The 16,184-nt window shown below is 72.8% G+C and carries 13 protein-coding genes; 9 read left to right on the top strand and 4 right to left on the bottom strand.

The window, feature by feature from the left end; genetic code table 11:
- Position 1: 1 nt before the first annotated feature.
- Positions 2–1,084, top strand: coding sequence for a carboxylate-amine ligase (locus tag GH723_RS06310; RefSeq protein WP_153758860.1), 1,083 nt, complete (start codon positions 2–4; stop codon positions 1,082–1,084).
- Positions 1,085–1,103: 19 nt separating this feature from the next.
- Here GH723_RS06310 and GH723_RS06315 read toward each other — a convergent pair whose 3' ends face one another.
- Positions 1,104–2,000 (bottom strand): LLM class flavin-dependent oxidoreductase, encoded by an 897-nt coding sequence (locus GH723_RS06315; RefSeq protein WP_229023248.1) that lies wholly within the window; start codon positions 1,998–2,000, stop codon positions 1,104–1,106.
- Positions 2,001–2,169: 169 nt separating this feature from the next.
- Here GH723_RS06315 and GH723_RS06320 point away from each other — a divergent pair, with 169 nt between their 5' ends.
- From GH723_RS06320 to GH723_RS06355, 8 genes are read left to right on the top strand one after another with little or no spacing between them, the layout of a single operon-like run.
- Positions 2,170–4,461 carry a chemotaxis protein CheA gene (locus GH723_RS06320; protein ID WP_153758862.1) on the top strand — a complete coding sequence of 764 codons (2,292 nt, stop codon included), beginning with the start codon at positions 2,170–2,172 and terminating at the stop codon, positions 4,459–4,461.
- Positions 4,462–4,475: 14 nt separating this feature from the next.
- Complete coding sequence (locus GH723_RS06325) at positions 4,476–4,907, top strand: chemotaxis protein CheW (protein ID WP_153758863.1); 432 nt, start codon at positions 4,476–4,478, stop codon at positions 4,905–4,907.
- Between the two features lie 45 nt (positions 4,908–4,952).
- Positions 4,953–6,488, top strand: a complete 1,536-nt coding sequence (locus GH723_RS06330) for a methyl-accepting chemotaxis protein (RefSeq protein WP_153758864.1) — start codon at positions 4,953–4,955, stop codon at positions 6,486–6,488.
- 31 nt (positions 6,489–6,519) lie between these two features.
- A complete protein-coding gene (locus GH723_RS06335; RefSeq protein WP_153758865.1) occupies positions 6,520–8,079 on the top strand; it encodes a methyl-accepting chemotaxis protein in 1,560 nt (519 codons plus the stop codon).
- Between the two features lie 19 nt (positions 8,080–8,098).
- On the top strand, positions 8,099–8,491 hold the full coding sequence (locus tag GH723_RS06340) for a response regulator (protein ID WP_153758866.1): 393 nt from the start codon (positions 8,099–8,101) through the stop codon (positions 8,489–8,491).
- Positions 8,488–9,666 carry a protein-glutamate methylesterase/protein-glutamine glutaminase gene (locus tag GH723_RS06345; protein ID WP_229023118.1) on the top strand — a complete coding sequence of 393 codons (1,179 nt, stop codon included), beginning with the start codon at positions 8,488–8,490 and terminating at the stop codon, positions 9,664–9,666. Before GH723_RS06340 ends, GH723_RS06345 begins: the two co-directional genes overlap by 4 nt.
- Entirely contained in the window at positions 9,663–10,559 is an 897-nt protein-coding gene (locus GH723_RS06350; RefSeq protein ID WP_229023119.1) for a CheR family methyltransferase, read from the top strand. Before GH723_RS06345 ends, GH723_RS06350 begins: the two co-directional genes overlap by 4 nt.
- The gene (locus GH723_RS06355; RefSeq protein WP_153758867.1) at positions 10,556–11,005 is read left to right on the top strand and encodes a chemotaxis protein CheX; all 450 of its coding nucleotides are present in this window, start codon (positions 10,556–10,558) and stop codon (positions 11,003–11,005) included. Before GH723_RS06350 ends, GH723_RS06355 begins: the two co-directional genes overlap by 4 nt.
- A 10-nt stretch (positions 11,006–11,015) precedes the next feature.
- On the opposite strand, the gene GH723_RS06360 is transcribed toward GH723_RS06355, so the two are convergent.
- From GH723_RS06360 to GH723_RS06370, 3 genes are all read right to left on the bottom strand, one after another.
- Positions 11,016–13,073: a HelD family protein gene (locus GH723_RS06360; RefSeq protein WP_153758868.1), complete on the bottom strand. Its 2,058-nt coding sequence runs from the start codon at positions 13,071–13,073 to the stop codon at positions 11,016–11,018.
- A 105-nt stretch (positions 13,074–13,178) separates the two neighbouring features.
- Positions 13,179–14,690: an S-layer homology domain-containing protein gene (locus GH723_RS06365; RefSeq protein ID WP_195210572.1), complete on the bottom strand. Its 1,512-nt coding sequence runs from the start codon at positions 14,688–14,690 to the stop codon at positions 13,179–13,181.
- Positions 14,691–14,736: 46 nt separating this feature from the next.
- Positions 14,737–16,086, bottom strand: a complete 1,350-nt coding sequence (locus GH723_RS06370; RefSeq protein WP_153758870.1) for a GGDEF domain-containing protein — start codon at positions 16,084–16,086, stop codon at positions 14,737–14,739.
- Positions 16,087–16,184: the final 98 nt, after the last annotated feature.

Genomic DNA, 16,184 nt, shown 5'->3' on the forward strand with positions numbered 1-16,184 from the left:
GATGCACGACCCCCACATCACCCTCGGCGTGGAGGAGGAGTTCTTCCTCGTCGACCGAGAGTCCGGCGCCCTCGCGTGCCGCACGCCCGAGCTCGTGGAGCAGGCGGGGGAGGCTCTCGGCTCGGTCGTCACGAGCGAGCTCATCCTCTGCCAGATCGAGACGGCGACGCCCGTCTGCGCCACCCTCGACGAGCTGCGGTACGAGCTCGACCGCCAGCGCACCGCTCTGGCCAAGGTCGCCGACGCCCATGGGCTCGGGGTGCTCGCGGCGGGGACGCACCCGGTGTCGGGCTGGCGCGAGCAGGAGGTCGACCAGGAGGTCGTGCGCTACGCCGAGCTCGCCGAGCGCTACCGGCACCTCGCGCACCGCCAGATCATCTGCGGCTGCCACGTCCACCTCGGGCTCGGCGAGCGGTCGGAGGAGATCCGGGTCATGAACCAGCTGCTCGGTTGGCTGCCCACCCTCGTGGCCCTGTCGGCCAGCTCGCCGTTCTGGCAGGGGGCCGACACCGGCTACAGCGCCTACCGCGTCGAGATGTGGGGTGGATGGCCGACGGCGGGGTTCCCGCCGGTCGTCGAGGATCGGGCGGCGTTCGACCGCACCGTCGAGCAGCTCGTCCAGGTCGATGCCATCACCGACGCCTCGAACCTCTACTGGTACGCGCGGCCCTCGCTCCGCCACCCGACCCTCGAGGTGCGGCCCTGCGACACCATGACCGAGCTCGACGACGTGGTCGCGGTGAGCGGGTTGATCCGCGGCATGGCCGCGACGGCGCTCGGCTCCGCCGGGATCTCGGTGCCGCACGAGCGGTCGGTGCTCGACGCCGCCATGTGGCGAGCGGCGCGGTTCGGGCTCGAGGAGCAGCTCGTCGACCCGCTCTTCGTGCGCCTCCGGCCCGCCGCCGAGGTCGTCGAGCACCTGCTCGACTGGGCCCGACCGGGGCTCGAGCAGCACGCCGACGCCGAGCGCGTCGAGGAGGGCACCCGGCGCATCGTGGAGCGTGGCACCGGCGCGGCGCGCCAGCGCGAGGTGCTCGAGCGCACCGGCGACCTGGTGGAGGTCACCCGCTCCCTGTTGCTGTGAGCGGGGGTGCTGCGAGTCCTCAGGCGTAGGCCGCGAACAGCTCCTCGATGGCCACGAACTGGCCGCCCTTCGTGGAGGACATGACGAGGATGGGCGTCGTCACCCCGGCGTCGAACCAGGCCTCGACGCCGTCGCGGACCCGGCCGACGGGGCCCGAGAGCGTGCAGTCGTCGAGCCACCGGTCGGTCATGAGGCCCGGGATCGCCTCGCGGTCCTTGCGCTCGAGCGCGTCCTCGATGGCCGCCATCTCCTCCTCGTAGCCGGCGTCCTTCCAGTAGTTCCGGTAGTTGGGGAGCGCGACGTAGCCGGTGAGCGTCGTGCGGTTGACGGCGCGGGCGGCCTCGACGTCGTCGTCGATCACGGTCGGGATCATGTTGCCGACGAAGAACCCGGCGTCGCGGCGCTCGTCGGGGACGAGCGACAGCGAGTGGCCCATGCGGCTGAGCGACGCGTTCGCCCAGATCGATCCGTCGCCCACCTCGACGGCCAGCTGGACCATCTTGTCCCGCAGCGAGGCGAGGACGATCGGCGGGAGCGCACCGGCCTGGCGCTCGGCGGCCCGCAGGCCCTCGACGTAGCTGCGCACGTCGGACAGCGGGCGCCCGGTGTCGACGCCGAGGCGGCGGGTGACCGGGCCGTGGCTCACACCGATGCCGAGGCGGAACCGGCCGCCGGAGATCTCCTGGATGGTGCCGGCGTGGGTGGCGAGGTCGGAGCTGTGGCGGAGGTAGATCGGCTGGATCGCGGTGCCGATCTCGATGGTGGAGGTGACGTGGGCGATCCCCTGGGAGAGGCCCATGGCGTCACCCATGCTCGGGCAGTAGATGCCCGAGAAGCCTCGACGTTCGATCTCCCGGGCCATGTCGAGGCTGCGCTCCTTCTTGCCGGGGACGGCGACGAGCGAGACGGCGGGCATGCGGGTCACGGGAGGCTCCAGTTCGGTCGGCGTGTCGGGCGACACATCGGACAGTAGGACGTTCGGCCCCACTTGGGTGCCACCGGCGGTCGAAGTCTCATCCGGCCCGGCGGTCCGCCGACCGCAGGCCCCGTGACGCACGGACAGCATCGCCCCGAAGGACACCGGCATGGATGACGACATGATCGACGAGGTGGTCGGCGAGTTCCTCGTCGAGAGCTACGAGGCCCTCGACCAGCTCGACCAGGACCTGCTGGCGCTCGAGGACGACGCGTCCCCGGAGACGCTCGCCGCGATCTTCCGCACGATGCACACGATCAAGGGGACCTGCGGGTTCCTCGGGTTCGCGCACCTGGAGTCGGTCGCCCACGCCGCGGAGAACCTCCTGTCGCCCCTGCGCGACGGCGAGCTCGCGGTCACGCCGGAGATCACGACCGTGCTCCTCAGCGCCGTCGACGCGGTGCGCGCCATGCTCGTCATGATCGAGCGCACCGGCGGCGACGGCGAGTCGGAGCACCCCGAGCTGGTGGCCGAGCTGCAGCGCCTCCAGGACCCCGCCGAGAGCACCCCGCCCCCGCCGCCCCGCGTCGGCGATCTGCTGGTCGAGAAGGCCGGCGTCCGGCCCGAGGACGTCGAGCTGGCCATCAGCGAGCAGGCGCTCGGCGACGAGCGACCCATCGGCGAGATCCTCGTCGACCACGGGGTCGTCGCCGCCGAGGAGGTCGAGGCCGCGCTGAACACCCAGTCGGAGCACAAGGGCGCCGCGCTGTCGGAGTCGACCATCCGCGTCGACGTCCGGCTGCTCGACGACCTGATGAACCTGGTCGGCGAGCTCGTGCTCGCCCGCAACCAGATCGTGCAGCTGTCGGGCGCCGCCGACGACGAGTCCCTCACCGTCCCGGCCCAGCGGCTGAACCACATCACGACCGAGCTGCAGGAGGGTGTCATGCGCACCCGGATGCAGCCGATCGGCAACGTCTGGAACAAGTTCCCCCGCGTCGTCCGCGACCTGGCCCACTCGTTCGGCAAGCAGGTCCAGATCGAGATGGACGGTGCCGACACCGAGCTCGACAAGACGATCGTCGAGGCGATCAAGGACCCCCTCACCCACCTCGTCCGCAACTCGGTCGACCACGGGATCGAGACGCCCGAGCAGCGGCGGGAGCGGGGCAAGTCGCCCGACGGCCGCCTGACCCTGCGCGCCTTCCACGAGGGCGGGCAGGTGATCATCGAGATCGCCGACGACGGTGCCGGCATCGACGTGACCCGCGTCGGCGCCAAGGCCGTCGAGCGCGGGCTCATCACGCCCGACGCCCTCGACTCGATGAGCCAGCGCGAGCTCGTGAACCTCATCTTCCTGCCCGGCTTCTCGACCGCCGAGGTGGTCACGAACGTGTCGGGCCGCGGCGTGGGCATGGACGTCGTGAAGACGAACATCGAGCGCATCGGCGGCACGCTCGACGTGACGACCGAGCGGGGCCAGGGCTCGACCTTCCGCATCAAGATCCCCCTGACGCTCGCGATCATCCCGGCGCTGGTCGTCGGCTGTGGGGAGGAGCGCTTCGCGATCCCGCAGGTGAGCCTCCTCGAGCTGGTGCGCATCGACGGCGCCCGCCTCGGCACCGAGATCGAGTGGATCCACGGCGCGCCGGTGCACCGCCTCCGCGGCCGCCTGCTGCCCGTCGTCGACCTGGCGACGGAGCTGCAGCTCGGCGGCGTCCCGCTCGCCGAGCGCCCTGCCGTGAACATGGTGGTGCTCCAGGCCGACGGGCGCCGGTTCGGCCTCGTCGTCGACGAGATCACCGACACCCAGGAGATCGTCGTCAAGCCGCTCGGGACCCAGGTCAGCGAGCTCGGCGTCTTCGCCGGTGCGACGACCATGGGCGACGGCCGCGTGGCGTTGATCCTCGACGTGCTCGGGTTGGCCCAGCGGGCCCACATCGTCACCGAGGGCGCCGACGGCCTGTCCGACGCGGTCGACGAGCTCGGCACCGACGTGGCCGCCGAGCGCGACACGGTGCTCGTCGTCGACGTCGGCGGCGGTCACCGGGCCGCAGTCGCGCTGTCCACGGTCGCCCGCCTCGAGCAGCTGGCCTGCCGCGACGTCGAGTCGAGCTCGCAGGGCCCGGTCGTGCAGTACCGGGGCGAGCTCCTCCCGCTCGTCCCGCTGGCCGCCGCAGCGGGCATCGGCACCCCCACGCCGATCGCCCGGGGCGAGGAGGGCCTCCTCGAGGTCGTCGTCTGCTCCGGCCCCGGCGGCCAGATCGGCCTCGTCGTCGACCGCATCGTCGACATCGTCGAGGAGAACATCAGCGCCAGCCGCACCGGCGACGCCGCCAACGGGGCGACCTTCGTCGCCGTCGTCGGCGGCCAGGTCACCGACGTGGTGGACGTCGACGCCCTGGTGGGCACCCACGCCCACTCGCGGCCCTACGAGCTGCTCGCGCCGGTCGCGGGCTGAGACGAGGACGAGAGATGCAGTACGGAACCTTCACCCTCGACGGCCTCCTCTTCGGGATCGAGGTCAGCCGGATCCAGGAGGTCATCCGCGCCCAGCAGATGACCCGGGTGCCGCTCGCCGCCTCGGTGATCGGCGGCCTCATCAACCTGCGGGGCGAGATCGTCACCGCTGTCGACCTCCGGCGTCGCCTCGAGCTGCCGCCCCGGGCCGACGGCGTGCCCCCCATGAACGTCGTGGTGCGCACCCGTGACGGCGCCGTGAGCCTCCTCGTCGACGAGATCGGCGACGTGGTCGAGGTGTCGGCCGACTCCTTCGAGGAGCCGCCCGGCACCGTCAGCGGCGTCGCCCTCTCGCTGATCCGCGGCGCCCACAAGCTCGACGGCCGGCTCCTGCTCGTGCTCGACACCGACCGCGCCATCCACGTCTCGGCCCTCCAGCCGGCGTAGCGGACCCCACCCCCCAGCCCACCCACTTAGACACGGGAAAGATCGATGAGCACCACCTCCAGCCACATGACACTCGCCCGCCGCATCGCCCTGGCCCTCGGGGCCATCGGCGTCGTCGTCGTCGTCGCCGGCGCGCTCCTGCTCCAGGGCACGGGCACCGTCCGCGGCGGCGTCGACGAGCTGACCGACCGCCAGCACGTGAAGGATCTCGTCGCCGAGGCCCAGCTGCTGCTGTCCGACTCGCACGTGAACGCGCTGATGCTGGTCGTCACCCAGGACGCCAGCGAGGAGCGCACGGCGGAGCTCACCGCCATCGGCGACCGGATCGACGAGATCGCCGCCGAGCTCGACACGATGGACCACAGCCCCGAGGCCCGCGCCGCGCTCGACACCTTCCTCGGGTACCGGGCGACGCTCGCCGAGAGCACCGAGACCCAGGACGCTCTCCGCGGCGAGGGGAGCGTCGACCTCGGCGCCCTCGTGTCGGCCGACGCCGTCGAGCTCGCCACCCTCACGGTCGAGGCCCTCGACGAGCTGAGCGTCGCCACGGAGGCGTCGGCCCGCGCCGCCGAGGCCGGGGTCGACAGCACCTACGGCGACGTGCGTCGCAACGCGCTGCTCGCCGCCGGTGTGGCCCTCGTGATCGCTGCGCTCGCCGCCTTCTGGTTGACGCGGAGCGTGTCGTCGGCGGTGCGTCGTTCGGCGGAGGCGCTGGGTCGTTCGTCGTCGTCGTTGGGTGCGGTGTCGTCCCAGTTGGGGTCGAACGCGCAGGAGACGGCGGCGCAGGCGGGTGTGGTGTCGGCGGCGGCGGAGCAGGTGTCGGCGAACGTGTCGACGGTGGCGACCGCGGTCGAGGAGTTCGGTGCGTCGATCGGTGAGATCGCGGCGAACGCGAACGAGGCGGCGGGTGTGGCGGCTCGTGCGGTGTCGGCGGCGGAGACGACGAACGCGACGGTGTCGAAGCTGGGTGCGTCCTCGGCGGAGATCGGTGAGGTGATCGAGGTGATCACCTCGATCGCGGAGCAGACGAACCTGTTGGCGTTGAACGCGACGATCGAGGCGGCTCGTGCGGGTGAGGCCGGCAAGGGGTTCGCGGTGGTGGCCAACGAGGTCAAGGAGCTGGCGAAGCAGACGGCGGAGGCGACCGAGGCGATCTCGGGGAAGATCGCGGCGATCCAGACCGATTCGTCGGGTGCGGTGGATGCGATCGCGGAGATCTCCGAGATCATCGATCGGGTCGCGACGTTGCAGACGACGATCGCGTCGGCGGTCGAGGAGCAGACGGCGACGACCAACGAGATCTCGCGGTCGGTGACCGAGGCGGCTCGTGGGTCGGCGGAGATCGCCGAGAACATCACCTCGGTGGCCTCGGCGGCGCGGTCGACGACCGCGGGTGCGGAGTCGACCCATGCCGCGGCCGGCGAGCTGGCCCGGGTCGCCGCCGAGCTGCAGGCCCTCGTCGGCGCCGCCCACAGCACCGACGACACCCCCACCGGACCCACCGCCCCCGAGGCGCCGGTGGCCCGCCCCGACACCGTCGACGAGTGGTCGGCCCCCACCCCCTCCTTCCAGCCCGCCTGAGCGCGGCCCACACCGCAGGCAGGTCACTGACATGGCACACCTCACCATCGGACGACGCATCACCTTGACCCTCGTGGGGCTCGGCGTCGCCGTGCTCATCGCCGGCCTCGTGGTGATCAACGGCACCGCGACCGTCCACGAGCAGACCGAGGCGCTCGCCTCCCAGAAGGACCTGCAGATCCAGGCGGAGGAGATCCAGACGCTCCTCCAGGAGAGCTACGTGTCGATCATGGCCCTGGCCATGGGCATCACGGGCGAGGAGGGCCAGGAGAGCCCGATCGAGGGCATGATCGCCGTCGAGGAGCAGCTCGACGCCATCGCCGCCGAGCTCGACGCGGCCGAGATGAGCCCCGAGGCGCGCGAGCACCTCGACGTCTTCCTCGACTACCGGGCCGAGTCGGCCGCCAGCCGGGCCGAGTGGCTCCCGCTCGTCGAGTCGGGTGACGTGGCCTCCGCGATGCCGATCCTGTTCGCACCGGAGAGCATCGACTCGGCCACCGCGGCCGGCACGTCGCTCGAGGGCTTCGCGTCGGCGATCGACCGCTCGGTCGCCGACCGGCTCGCCGCCTCGAAGGACACCTACAGCGACGTGCGCCGCAACTCGGTGCTCGTCGGTGCCCTCGCGCTGCTGCTCGGCGTGGCCGGCGGGCTGTGGTTGACGCGGAGCGTGTCGTCGGCGGTGCGTCGTTCGGCGGAGGCGCTGGGTCGTTCGTCGTCGTCGTTGGGTGCGGTGTCGTCCCAGTTGGGGTCGAACGCGCAGGAGACGGCGGCGCAGGCGGGTGTGGTGTCGGCGGCGGCGGAGCAGGTGTCGGCGAACGTGTCGACGGTGGCGACCGCGGTCGAGGAGTTCGGTGCGTCGATCGGTGAGATCGCGGCGAACGCGAACGAGGCGGCGGGTGTGGCGGCTCGTGCGGTGTCGGCGGCGGAGACGACGAACGCGACGGTGTCGAAGCTGGGTGCGTCCTCGGCGGAGATCGGTGAGGTGATCGAGGTGATCACCTCGATCGCGGAGCAGACGAACCTGTTGGCGTTGAACGCGACGATCGAGGCGGCTCGTGCGGGTGAGGCCGGCAAGGGGTTCGCGGTGGTGGCCAACGAGGTCAAGGAGCTGGCGAAGCAGACGGCGGAGGCGACCGAGGCGATCTCGGGGAAGATCGCGGCGATCCAGACCGATTCGTCGGGTGCGGTGGATGCGATCGCGGAGATCTCCGAGATCATCGATCGGGTCGCGACGTTGCAGACGACGATCGCGTCGGCGGTCGAGGAGCAGACGGCGACGACCAACGAGATCTCGCGGTCGGTGACCGAGGCGGCTCGTGGGTCGGCGGAGATCGCCGAGAACATCACCTCGGTGGCCTCGGCGGCGCGGTCGACGACCGCGGGTGCGGAGTCGACCCATGCCGCGGCCGGCGAGCTGGCCCGGGTCGCCGCCGAGCTGCAGGCCCTCGTCGGCGCCGCCCACAGCACCGACGACACCCCCACCGGACCCACCGCCCCCGAGGCGGCGACCCCTCATCAGGCGCCCGTGGCGACCGACGAGAGGTGGGCCACACCCACCGGCTTCGACGCCATCGGAGCGGTCGGCCGCTGAGCCGACGCGAGGAGCAGCCATGAGCACCTCAGAGCAGATCGACCATCGGGCCCTCGTCATCGACGATTCGTCGGCGATGCGGATGATCCTCAGCCGGATCATGAAGGGCCTGGGCTTCGAGGTGCACCAGGCCTGCAACGGCGTGGAGGCCCTCTCCCGACTGGACGAGGTCGCGGGCATCCGCGTCGCCCTCGTGGATTGGAACATGCCGGAGATGGACGGAGTGGAGTTCGTGCGCACCGTGCGGGCCCGAGGGGATCGTCAGCTGAAGGTGCTGATGGTCACCTCGGAGTCCGACGTCGCACGCATGCAGTCGGCCCTCGAGGCCGGCGCCGACGAGTACGCGATGAAGCCGTTCGACGCCGGGATCATCCGGGACAAGCTCGAGCTGCTCGGGCTGGTCGGCACGTGAGCCCCCAGCTGCCCGGACGTCGCGCCCGCGTCCTCATCACCGACGACGCGGTCGTCGTGCGCCGGTTGGTGTCCGACGTGCTCGACGCCGTCCCGACGATCGACGTGGTCGGCACCGCCCCCAACGGGCGGATCGCCCTCCAGAAGATCCCCCAGCTCGCACCCGACATCGTGATCCTCGACGTCGAGATGCCCGACATGGACGGGATCCAGACGCTCACCGCCATCCGCGAGGAGCACCCCGACCTGCCGGTCGTCATGTTCAGCACGCTCACCGAGCGCGGCGCTTCGATCACCCTCGAGGCGCTGATGCGAGGGGCCAACGACTACGTGACCAAGCCGGCGAACGTCGGCAGCGTCGCCGAGGCGATGGAGCGGGTGCGGGCCGAGCTCGTGCCGAGGATCCATGCCCTCTGCGGCGTCCAGGAGGCGTCCGCCGCCCCACCGGCGCGGACGTCGCCACTCGACGCCCGTCGCATCCGCCGGGGCGCGCTCGGCGCCGACGCACCGGCCGCGACGCCCGCGGCCGCCCCACCGGCCCGGCCCGCCGCCGGCGGCCCGGCCCCCCGGGTCGACCTCGTCGTCATCGGCGTCTCGACCGGAGGACCCAACGCGCTCGCGGCGATGATCCCGGCCCTCCCGGCCGACCTGCCGGTGCCGGTGCTCGTCGTGCAGCACATGCCGCCGATGTTCACGCGGCTGCTCGCCGAGCGCCTCGACGCGCACACGCCGCTGCAGGTCGCCGAGGCCGCAGGTGGCGAGCACCTCGCTGCCGGGCGGTGCTGGATCGCGCCGGGCGACCGCCACCTCGAGGTCGCGGCGGACCCCGCTGGCGGGCTGCGCCTCGTCACCCACGACGGCCCGCGCGAGAACTCGTGCCGTCCGGCGGTCGACGTGCTGTTCCGCTCGGCCGCGGCCACCGTCGGCCGCCACGTGCTCGGGGTCGTCATGACCGGCATGGGCCACGACGGCCTGCGTGGCAGCGACGACCTCGTCGGTGCCGGTGCGCGCGTCATCGCCCAGGACGAGGCCACGAGCGTCGTGTGGGGCATGCCGGGTGCCGTCGTGGAGGCCGGGCTCGCCGAGACCGTGCTCCCGCTCGACCAGATCGCAGGTGCGATCGCCCGCCGCGTGGCCGCCGGTCGCGTCGTGGGTGCCGCCGGAGGCCGCTCGTGACCGTCCCCGCCCCCGCCGTCGGCCGCCCCGTGGCCGCGCCGGCCCGGCCGTCCAGCGTGACCCCGACCGACGTCGCCTTCATCCGGTCGCTCGTCCACGAATCGGCCGCGCTCGTGCTCGAGCCGGGCAAGGAGTACCTGGTCGAGAGCCGTCTGGCGCCCGTCGCTCGCGACGCTGGCTACCCCTCGATCAGCCACATGGTGGCCGCGCTGCGGGGCACGCCCTACGGCCGCACCCACCACGCCATCGTCCAGGCGATGACCACCAACGAGACGTCGTGGTTCCGCGACCGGCACCCCTTCGACGCCCTGGTCACGACGGTCGTGCCGGAGCTGATGGCCCGCCGGGCCGCCGAGCGACGCCTGACGATCTGGTCGGCGGCGTGCTCGACCGGCCAGGAGCCCTACAGCGTGGCGATGCTCCTGCTCGACACGTTCCCCCAGCTCGCCTCGTGGAACCTCACGATCCTCGCCAGCGACCTGGCCGAGGACGCGGTCGCCCAGGGACGGGCCGGCCGGTACAGCCAGCTCGAGGTCAACCGGGGGATGCCGGCCGACATGCTCGTGCGCCACTTCCAGCGCGACGGCGCCCACTGGGTGGTCGCCGACGGCATCCGCCGGATGGTCCGGTTCGGCGTCGTCAACCTCATCGGCCCGTGGCCGGAGATGGCGTCGCCGGACATCGTGATGCTCCGCAACGTGATGATCTACTTCGACCACGCGACCAAGCAACGGCTGCTCGGCCGCATCCGCGAGCGGATGCGCCCCGACGGCTACCTCTTCCTCGGCAACGCCGAGACAACGTTGAACGTCGATGACGGGTTCGTCCGCATCGAACCGACCCGGGCCGGCCTCTACCGGTTGCGGTCCGCGATCCAAGGACAAGGGACATGAACATCGACAGCGACGGCGTGCACCAGATCGTCGAGGAGATCTGGCAGTCCATGCTCGGGCTCGACATCGAGCCCGCCGACCTGCCCGTGGACGACGGCGGCCGGGAGATCTGCGCCGCCGTGCAGATCACCGGCGGCTGGCAGGGCGCCTTCATCATCGAGTGCCCCGAGGCGTCGGCTGTGGCCTTCACCTCGGCGATGCTCGGCTACGAGGAGGGCGAGGAGCCGTCCGAGGGTGAGGTCCACGACGTCGTGGGCGAGCTCGCGAACATGGCGGGCGGCAACCTCAAGGCCATCGTGGGCGAGGAGTCGCGGCTGTCGCTGCCGACGGTGGCGGCGGGCTCCGGGCTCGACCTCAACGTGCTCGGCGCCACCGAGGTCGTGCGGGTCGGCTACACCGCCGGCGGGTCGACCTTCGGCGTCGTCGTCGTCGCCCGCTCCGCCTGAGCGCGGCGCCTCAGGGCCCGACCTGCAGCAGCTCGGGCAGCGGCTCGGCGTGGACCACGCTGAGGTGCTGCACGCAGCGCGTCATCGCGATGTAGAGCAGGCGGGCACCTGCGGCGCCGTCGACGAGGAAGCGCGCCGGCTCGACGACGACCACGGCGTCGAGCTCGAGTCCCTTCGCCGTCGGGGGGTCGAGCACGGCCACCGCGCGGTCGAGGCCTCCACGGTCGGCAGGGCCGGCGTCGACGCCCGCGGCGCGGAGCGCGTCGAGCACCGCCTCCACGTGGGGCTCCGGCGCGATGACGCCGATCGAGGTCCACGTGCCCGACAGGTCGGCGGCGATCTCGGCCACGACGGCGGGGAGCTCCCGGCCGTCGTCGACCCGTGTGAACGTCGGGGGATCGCCGGCGGTGCGCACCGAGCGGGACGGGCGGACGTCGGGCGCAGCGAGGGGTAGCAGGCGCGAGGCGACGTCGAGGACGGGGCCGGGCACCCGGTAGCCCACCTCGAGCTCGATGATGTGGAGTGCGGCGGGCGGCCCGAGGTGGTCGACGACGACGTCCCACCGATCCTGCCCACCCGGCGCCGTCGACTGCGCGAGGTCGCCGAGGATCGTCAGGGAGCCCCCCTGCGCGCGGCGACCGAGCATGCGCAGGGCCATCGCCGAGAGGTCCTGGGCCTCGTCGGCGACGATGTGGCCGTAGGTGGCGCGCACACCCCCGACGAGGGCTTCTGCCTCGTCGAGCAGCGGCACGTCGGCCGTGGTCCACCGCTCGTCGGTGAGCTTCTTCGCCGGCGCCCGGTGGAGCAGGTCGCGCTCCTCGGCGGTGAGGACGTCCCGGGCGACGCGCTCGCGGAGGGTTCGGGTGCCGAGCACCTTGCGCACGAGCTGCCCCGCGCTCGTCGTCGGCCACGTCCGGTTGACGAGCGCCCGGAAGGTGGCGTCGGCCCGTGCATCGCCCTGGAAGTCGGAGCCCGCCGGCGCCTCACCCCGGAACTGGGGGAGGAGCAGCGCCTCGACGCGCCGGGCGAGGAGCGACCGGAACACCTCGCGCGCCGCCGTGTCGTCGAGTCGCCGGGCGCGGGCCGTGGCGAGCGCCTCGGCGACGTCGTCGGCGGTGAGCCGCACGCGCCCCCACGGGAGGTGCAGCTCGGTGTCGCCCGCAGGGGCCGTGATCCCGGCGTCGAGGGCCCGCCGGAGCACCTCCGCCATCCGCGCGTCGCCCTTGAGCGCCGCCACCGCCGCCGGCTCGGTCGCCCGCACCGGGTACCGGGCTCCGAGCAGCCCCTCGATGGTCGTCTGGACCACCGACGTCTCGCCGAGCGACGGCAGCACCGCGGAGATGTAGCGCAGGAAGACCCGGTTCGGGCCCACGACGAGCACCCGTTGCTCCTCGAGGAGCTGGCGGTGCTCGTAGAGGAGGAACGCGGCCCGGTGCAGGCCCACCGCGGTCTTGCCGCTGCCGGGACCGCCCTGCACGATCGTCACCTGCGCGAGCGGCGCGCGGATGATCTCGTCCTGCTCGGCCTGGATCGTGGCGACGATGTCGCGCATCTCACCGGTCCGGGCCCGCTCGAGCTCGGCGAGGAGCGGGTCGGGTACGCCCCCGCCCCCCACCGCGTCGGGGTCGGCGAGGTCCTCCTCCTGCACGGCGACGACCGTGCGGTCCTCCACCGTGAAGCGCCGGCGACGAACGAGCCCGAGCGGGTCGCGCCAGGTCGCGCGGTAGAAGGGCGCGGCCACCGGCGCCCGCCAGTCGACCACGACCGGCTCGCCCGCGGCGTCCTCGACGTGGCGGCGTCCGACGTGGAAGGTCTCGTCGTCCTCGGTGTCGAGGCGGCCGAACGCGAGCGGTGCCCGCCCGTCGAAGGACGCGGCGCGCTTGCGGAGGTGGTAGCGCGCCGCCTCGGAGTCGGTCTCGGTGGCGCCGCCCTCGGCGATGGCGATCATCGAGGCGGTGTGGCGACGCATCGCCTCCAGGCACCGGTGGGCGTGGTCGAGGTGGGCCTGCTCCTCGCGGATGGCGACGAGGTGGGGGTCGGGGTCGTCGGCGGCGTCGGGCGTGGTCATGGCATCTCCTCGCGCGCCGGGGCGCGCGTCGATGGCCTCCCGGACCGGCGGGTGGGAGGGGCGGGAGAGGGTAGCGACCGCGGGCGGACCGCGCTGGCGGTTACCTCAGCGGAGGTCGAAGGCCCGTGCGAGGAACGACGCCATCTGCTGGCGCGTGACCAGTCCCTCGGGGTCGAACCTGCCGTCGCCGACGCCGTTGGTGATCCCGGCGGCACGGATCGCGTTGATGTGGGCCGTGAAGCTCGTGCCCGGGGCGACGTCGACGAAGTGGTTGGTGTGGACCGGCGGGAGCTCGAGCGCGCGTGAGAGGAAGGTCGCCATCTCCTGTCGGGTCACCGGCCCGTCGGGGCAGAACCGGTCGGGCCCGCAGCCGTTGGTGAGCCCGGCCGTGCGCAGCGCCTCGATGTGGGCCGTGTAGCTGGTGCCGGTGGTCACGTCGTCGAAGGTGGTGCGCGACGCCGAGCCGACGGGGAGGCGCAGGGCCCGGGAGAGGAACGTGGCCATCTGGGCCCGGGTGATCGTGTCCTCGGGGCAGAAGCGGGTCGGCGTGCCGCAGCCGGTCGTGAGTCCGGCGCGCTCGAGGCGGTAGATGTCGTCGTGGTGGCTCGTGGGCCGCACGTCGGTGAAGTAGCCGGTGACCGGTCCACCCGAGTGGCGCCCGAGCGGGGCGAGCTCGTCGACGGGTGCCGACGTGTGCCGGATCACCGCGGCGAGGCGGTGACCGGACTCGTAGAACATGTGCAGCCGGCCGTCCTCGACGAGCAGGTGGGGCGCCGCGACCCGGTCGGTCTCGTCGTGGAGCACGCCGAGGTGCTGCTCCTGGTCGAACTGCTCGCCGACGTCGGTCACGTGGATGTTCCCCGATGCGCCGTGGTACACGACGAGGTTGCGGCCCTGCCACCGCAGCAGGGTCGCCGAGCTGATGCGGGTGCCCTCGTTGCCGCTCGGGTGCACGAGCACCTCGGGCTGCACGTCCCAGTCCCGCCCGTCGTCGGAGACGGCGTAGCGGATCCGCAGGATCCCGCTGCCCATGCGCTCCTCGGTGAAGAGCATGACGTAGCGGTTCCCGAGACGGGGGATCTCGTGCTCGAACACGCGGGAGTACGACGCGGCGTGCGACCCGCTCGGGGCGGACACGACGACGCCCTCGTGGGTCCAGGTGATGCCGTCGGGCGACGTGGCGAGGCGGGTCACGTCGTTCTCGCCGTGGAAGTACATGAAGAAGAGCTGCTCGTCCTCGACCCAGATCACGTGGGGGGTCGAGGTGTGCGACACGTTCACGCCGTTCGGGAACACCGGGTTGCCCGGGTACGGCGTCCAGGGGCCCTCGAGCGAGTCGGCGAGGAAGAGGCTCATGCCGCCCGGGGAGTCGTGGGGGGCGGTGTAGAGGTGGTAGCGGGCGAGCGGCGCGTCGAGCGCGCCGTCGACGCGGATCACCCCCGGGAAGATCCACTCGTCGGTGGGGTTCCAGGGCACCTGGTGCGGCGCGAAGACCGGCGCGCCGGGCGGCAGGTCGGGCATCTCGATCGACTGGGCACCCGCCGTCTGGCCCCCGGAGGACACGGATGCCGCGAGCACGGCGAGGGCGGCGCAGGCGCGCGCGAGGACACGTCTCACCCCTCCAGCATCGACCATCGCGGCCCCCGACTGAAACCGCGGGCGCTCAGGCGACGGCGCTGCGGTCCCGACCGGCGCCCTTTGCGGCGTAGAGGGCCCCGTCCGCCCGTCGGATGAGCTCCTCGCTGCGGCGGCGCCGTTCGTCCCTCGACGGCTCGGCCCGCAGCGTCCCGTCGTCGGACGCGATCCCGGCGGAGAAGGTGACCCCGGGCTCCTCGCCGGCCCACGCGCCCCTGATGCGCTCGACCACCCCGTGGGCGTGGTCCGCGCCGGCGTCGAGCAGCAGGCAGAACTCCTCCCCGCCGAACCGACTGACCGTGTCCTCGGGGCGGACGTGCTCGCGGAGCACGCGCGCGAAGCGGTGGAGGAGCTCGTCGCCGGCCAGGTGCCCGCGCTCGTCGTTGATGCGCTTGAAGTGGTCGAGGTCGATCATGACCACCGACCGCGGCGTCTCGCCGTCGTGCTGGTCGAGCAGCCGGTCGAGGACCCGCCGGTTGGCGAGCCCCGTCAGGGGGTCGGTGTGCGAGCTGCGCACCAGCTCGCCGATGTAGCGGTCGCGCTCGCACAGCGGGCCGAGCAGGTCGCCGAGCGGGGCGGTCGCGGTGGGGCGTCGCACGCCGTCGAGCACCAGGCTCACGGGCCCGTGGCGCGACACGCCGAGGGGCAGGATCTCCCGTCGGGGGAGGCGCACCCAGTCGATGTCGTCGCCCGGACCCCATCGGAGGTGCAGGCTCTCGGCCTCGACGAGCCGGAGGATGAGGTGGCGCCCGGCCTGGACGCCGGCGTCGAGCTCCTGGGCGTCGGCGGCGATCCGGGCCAGGTCGCGCAGGTCGTCGGCGCGCTGCTTGGCCTCGTAGACCTGCTCGACGAGGAAGGCGATCGTGGCGACGACGACGCCGGTCGCCCCGGCGAACAGCACGGTGCGGGTGAGGATGTGGTCGCCGGGGACGCCGAGGGCCATCGCGGCGCCGACGTAGCCCGCGCACCCGGCGAGCCACGTGATGGTGAGGTGGGCGAGCGAACGGCGGATCGCGGCCTGGGAGACCATGGCGACGAGGAAGGCGATGCTCGTGGTCGTGGCCGGGTCCTGCGAGGCCACGATCGTGGCGGCGACGGCGGCCGTGGCGAGGAGGTCGGTGGTGACCTGGACAAGCGGGTGAGGGGCCCCCGACCCGGTCGAGAGGCTCCACCACGAGAGAACGGCCACGACGGCGAACAGGCCGAGGGCGATGCCCCCGGCGCGCCAGTCGACGGGCGCGACGCGGGGGAGGACGACCGCGACCATGAAGGCGGGCCCGACGAGCAGGGCGCGCCCGACGATGCCTCGGTGGAGGCGTCGCTCCGTCTCGGCCTCGTCGCGGATCACCGCGGCGTCGTCGGCTGGAACCGGTGGCACGTGAGGGGACCGGATGCCGTTGGGCCGCGCGGCTCAAAGTCGGGTGGCGGGGCAGGCGTCGGATGTCTGATCGAACAGGTGTTCGATACCATGGGCCG

The organism is Actinomarinicola tropica (assembly GCF_009650215.1).
GTDB classification, from domain to species: Bacteria; Actinomycetota; Acidimicrobiia; order Acidimicrobiales; family SKKL01; genus Actinomarinicola; species Actinomarinicola tropica.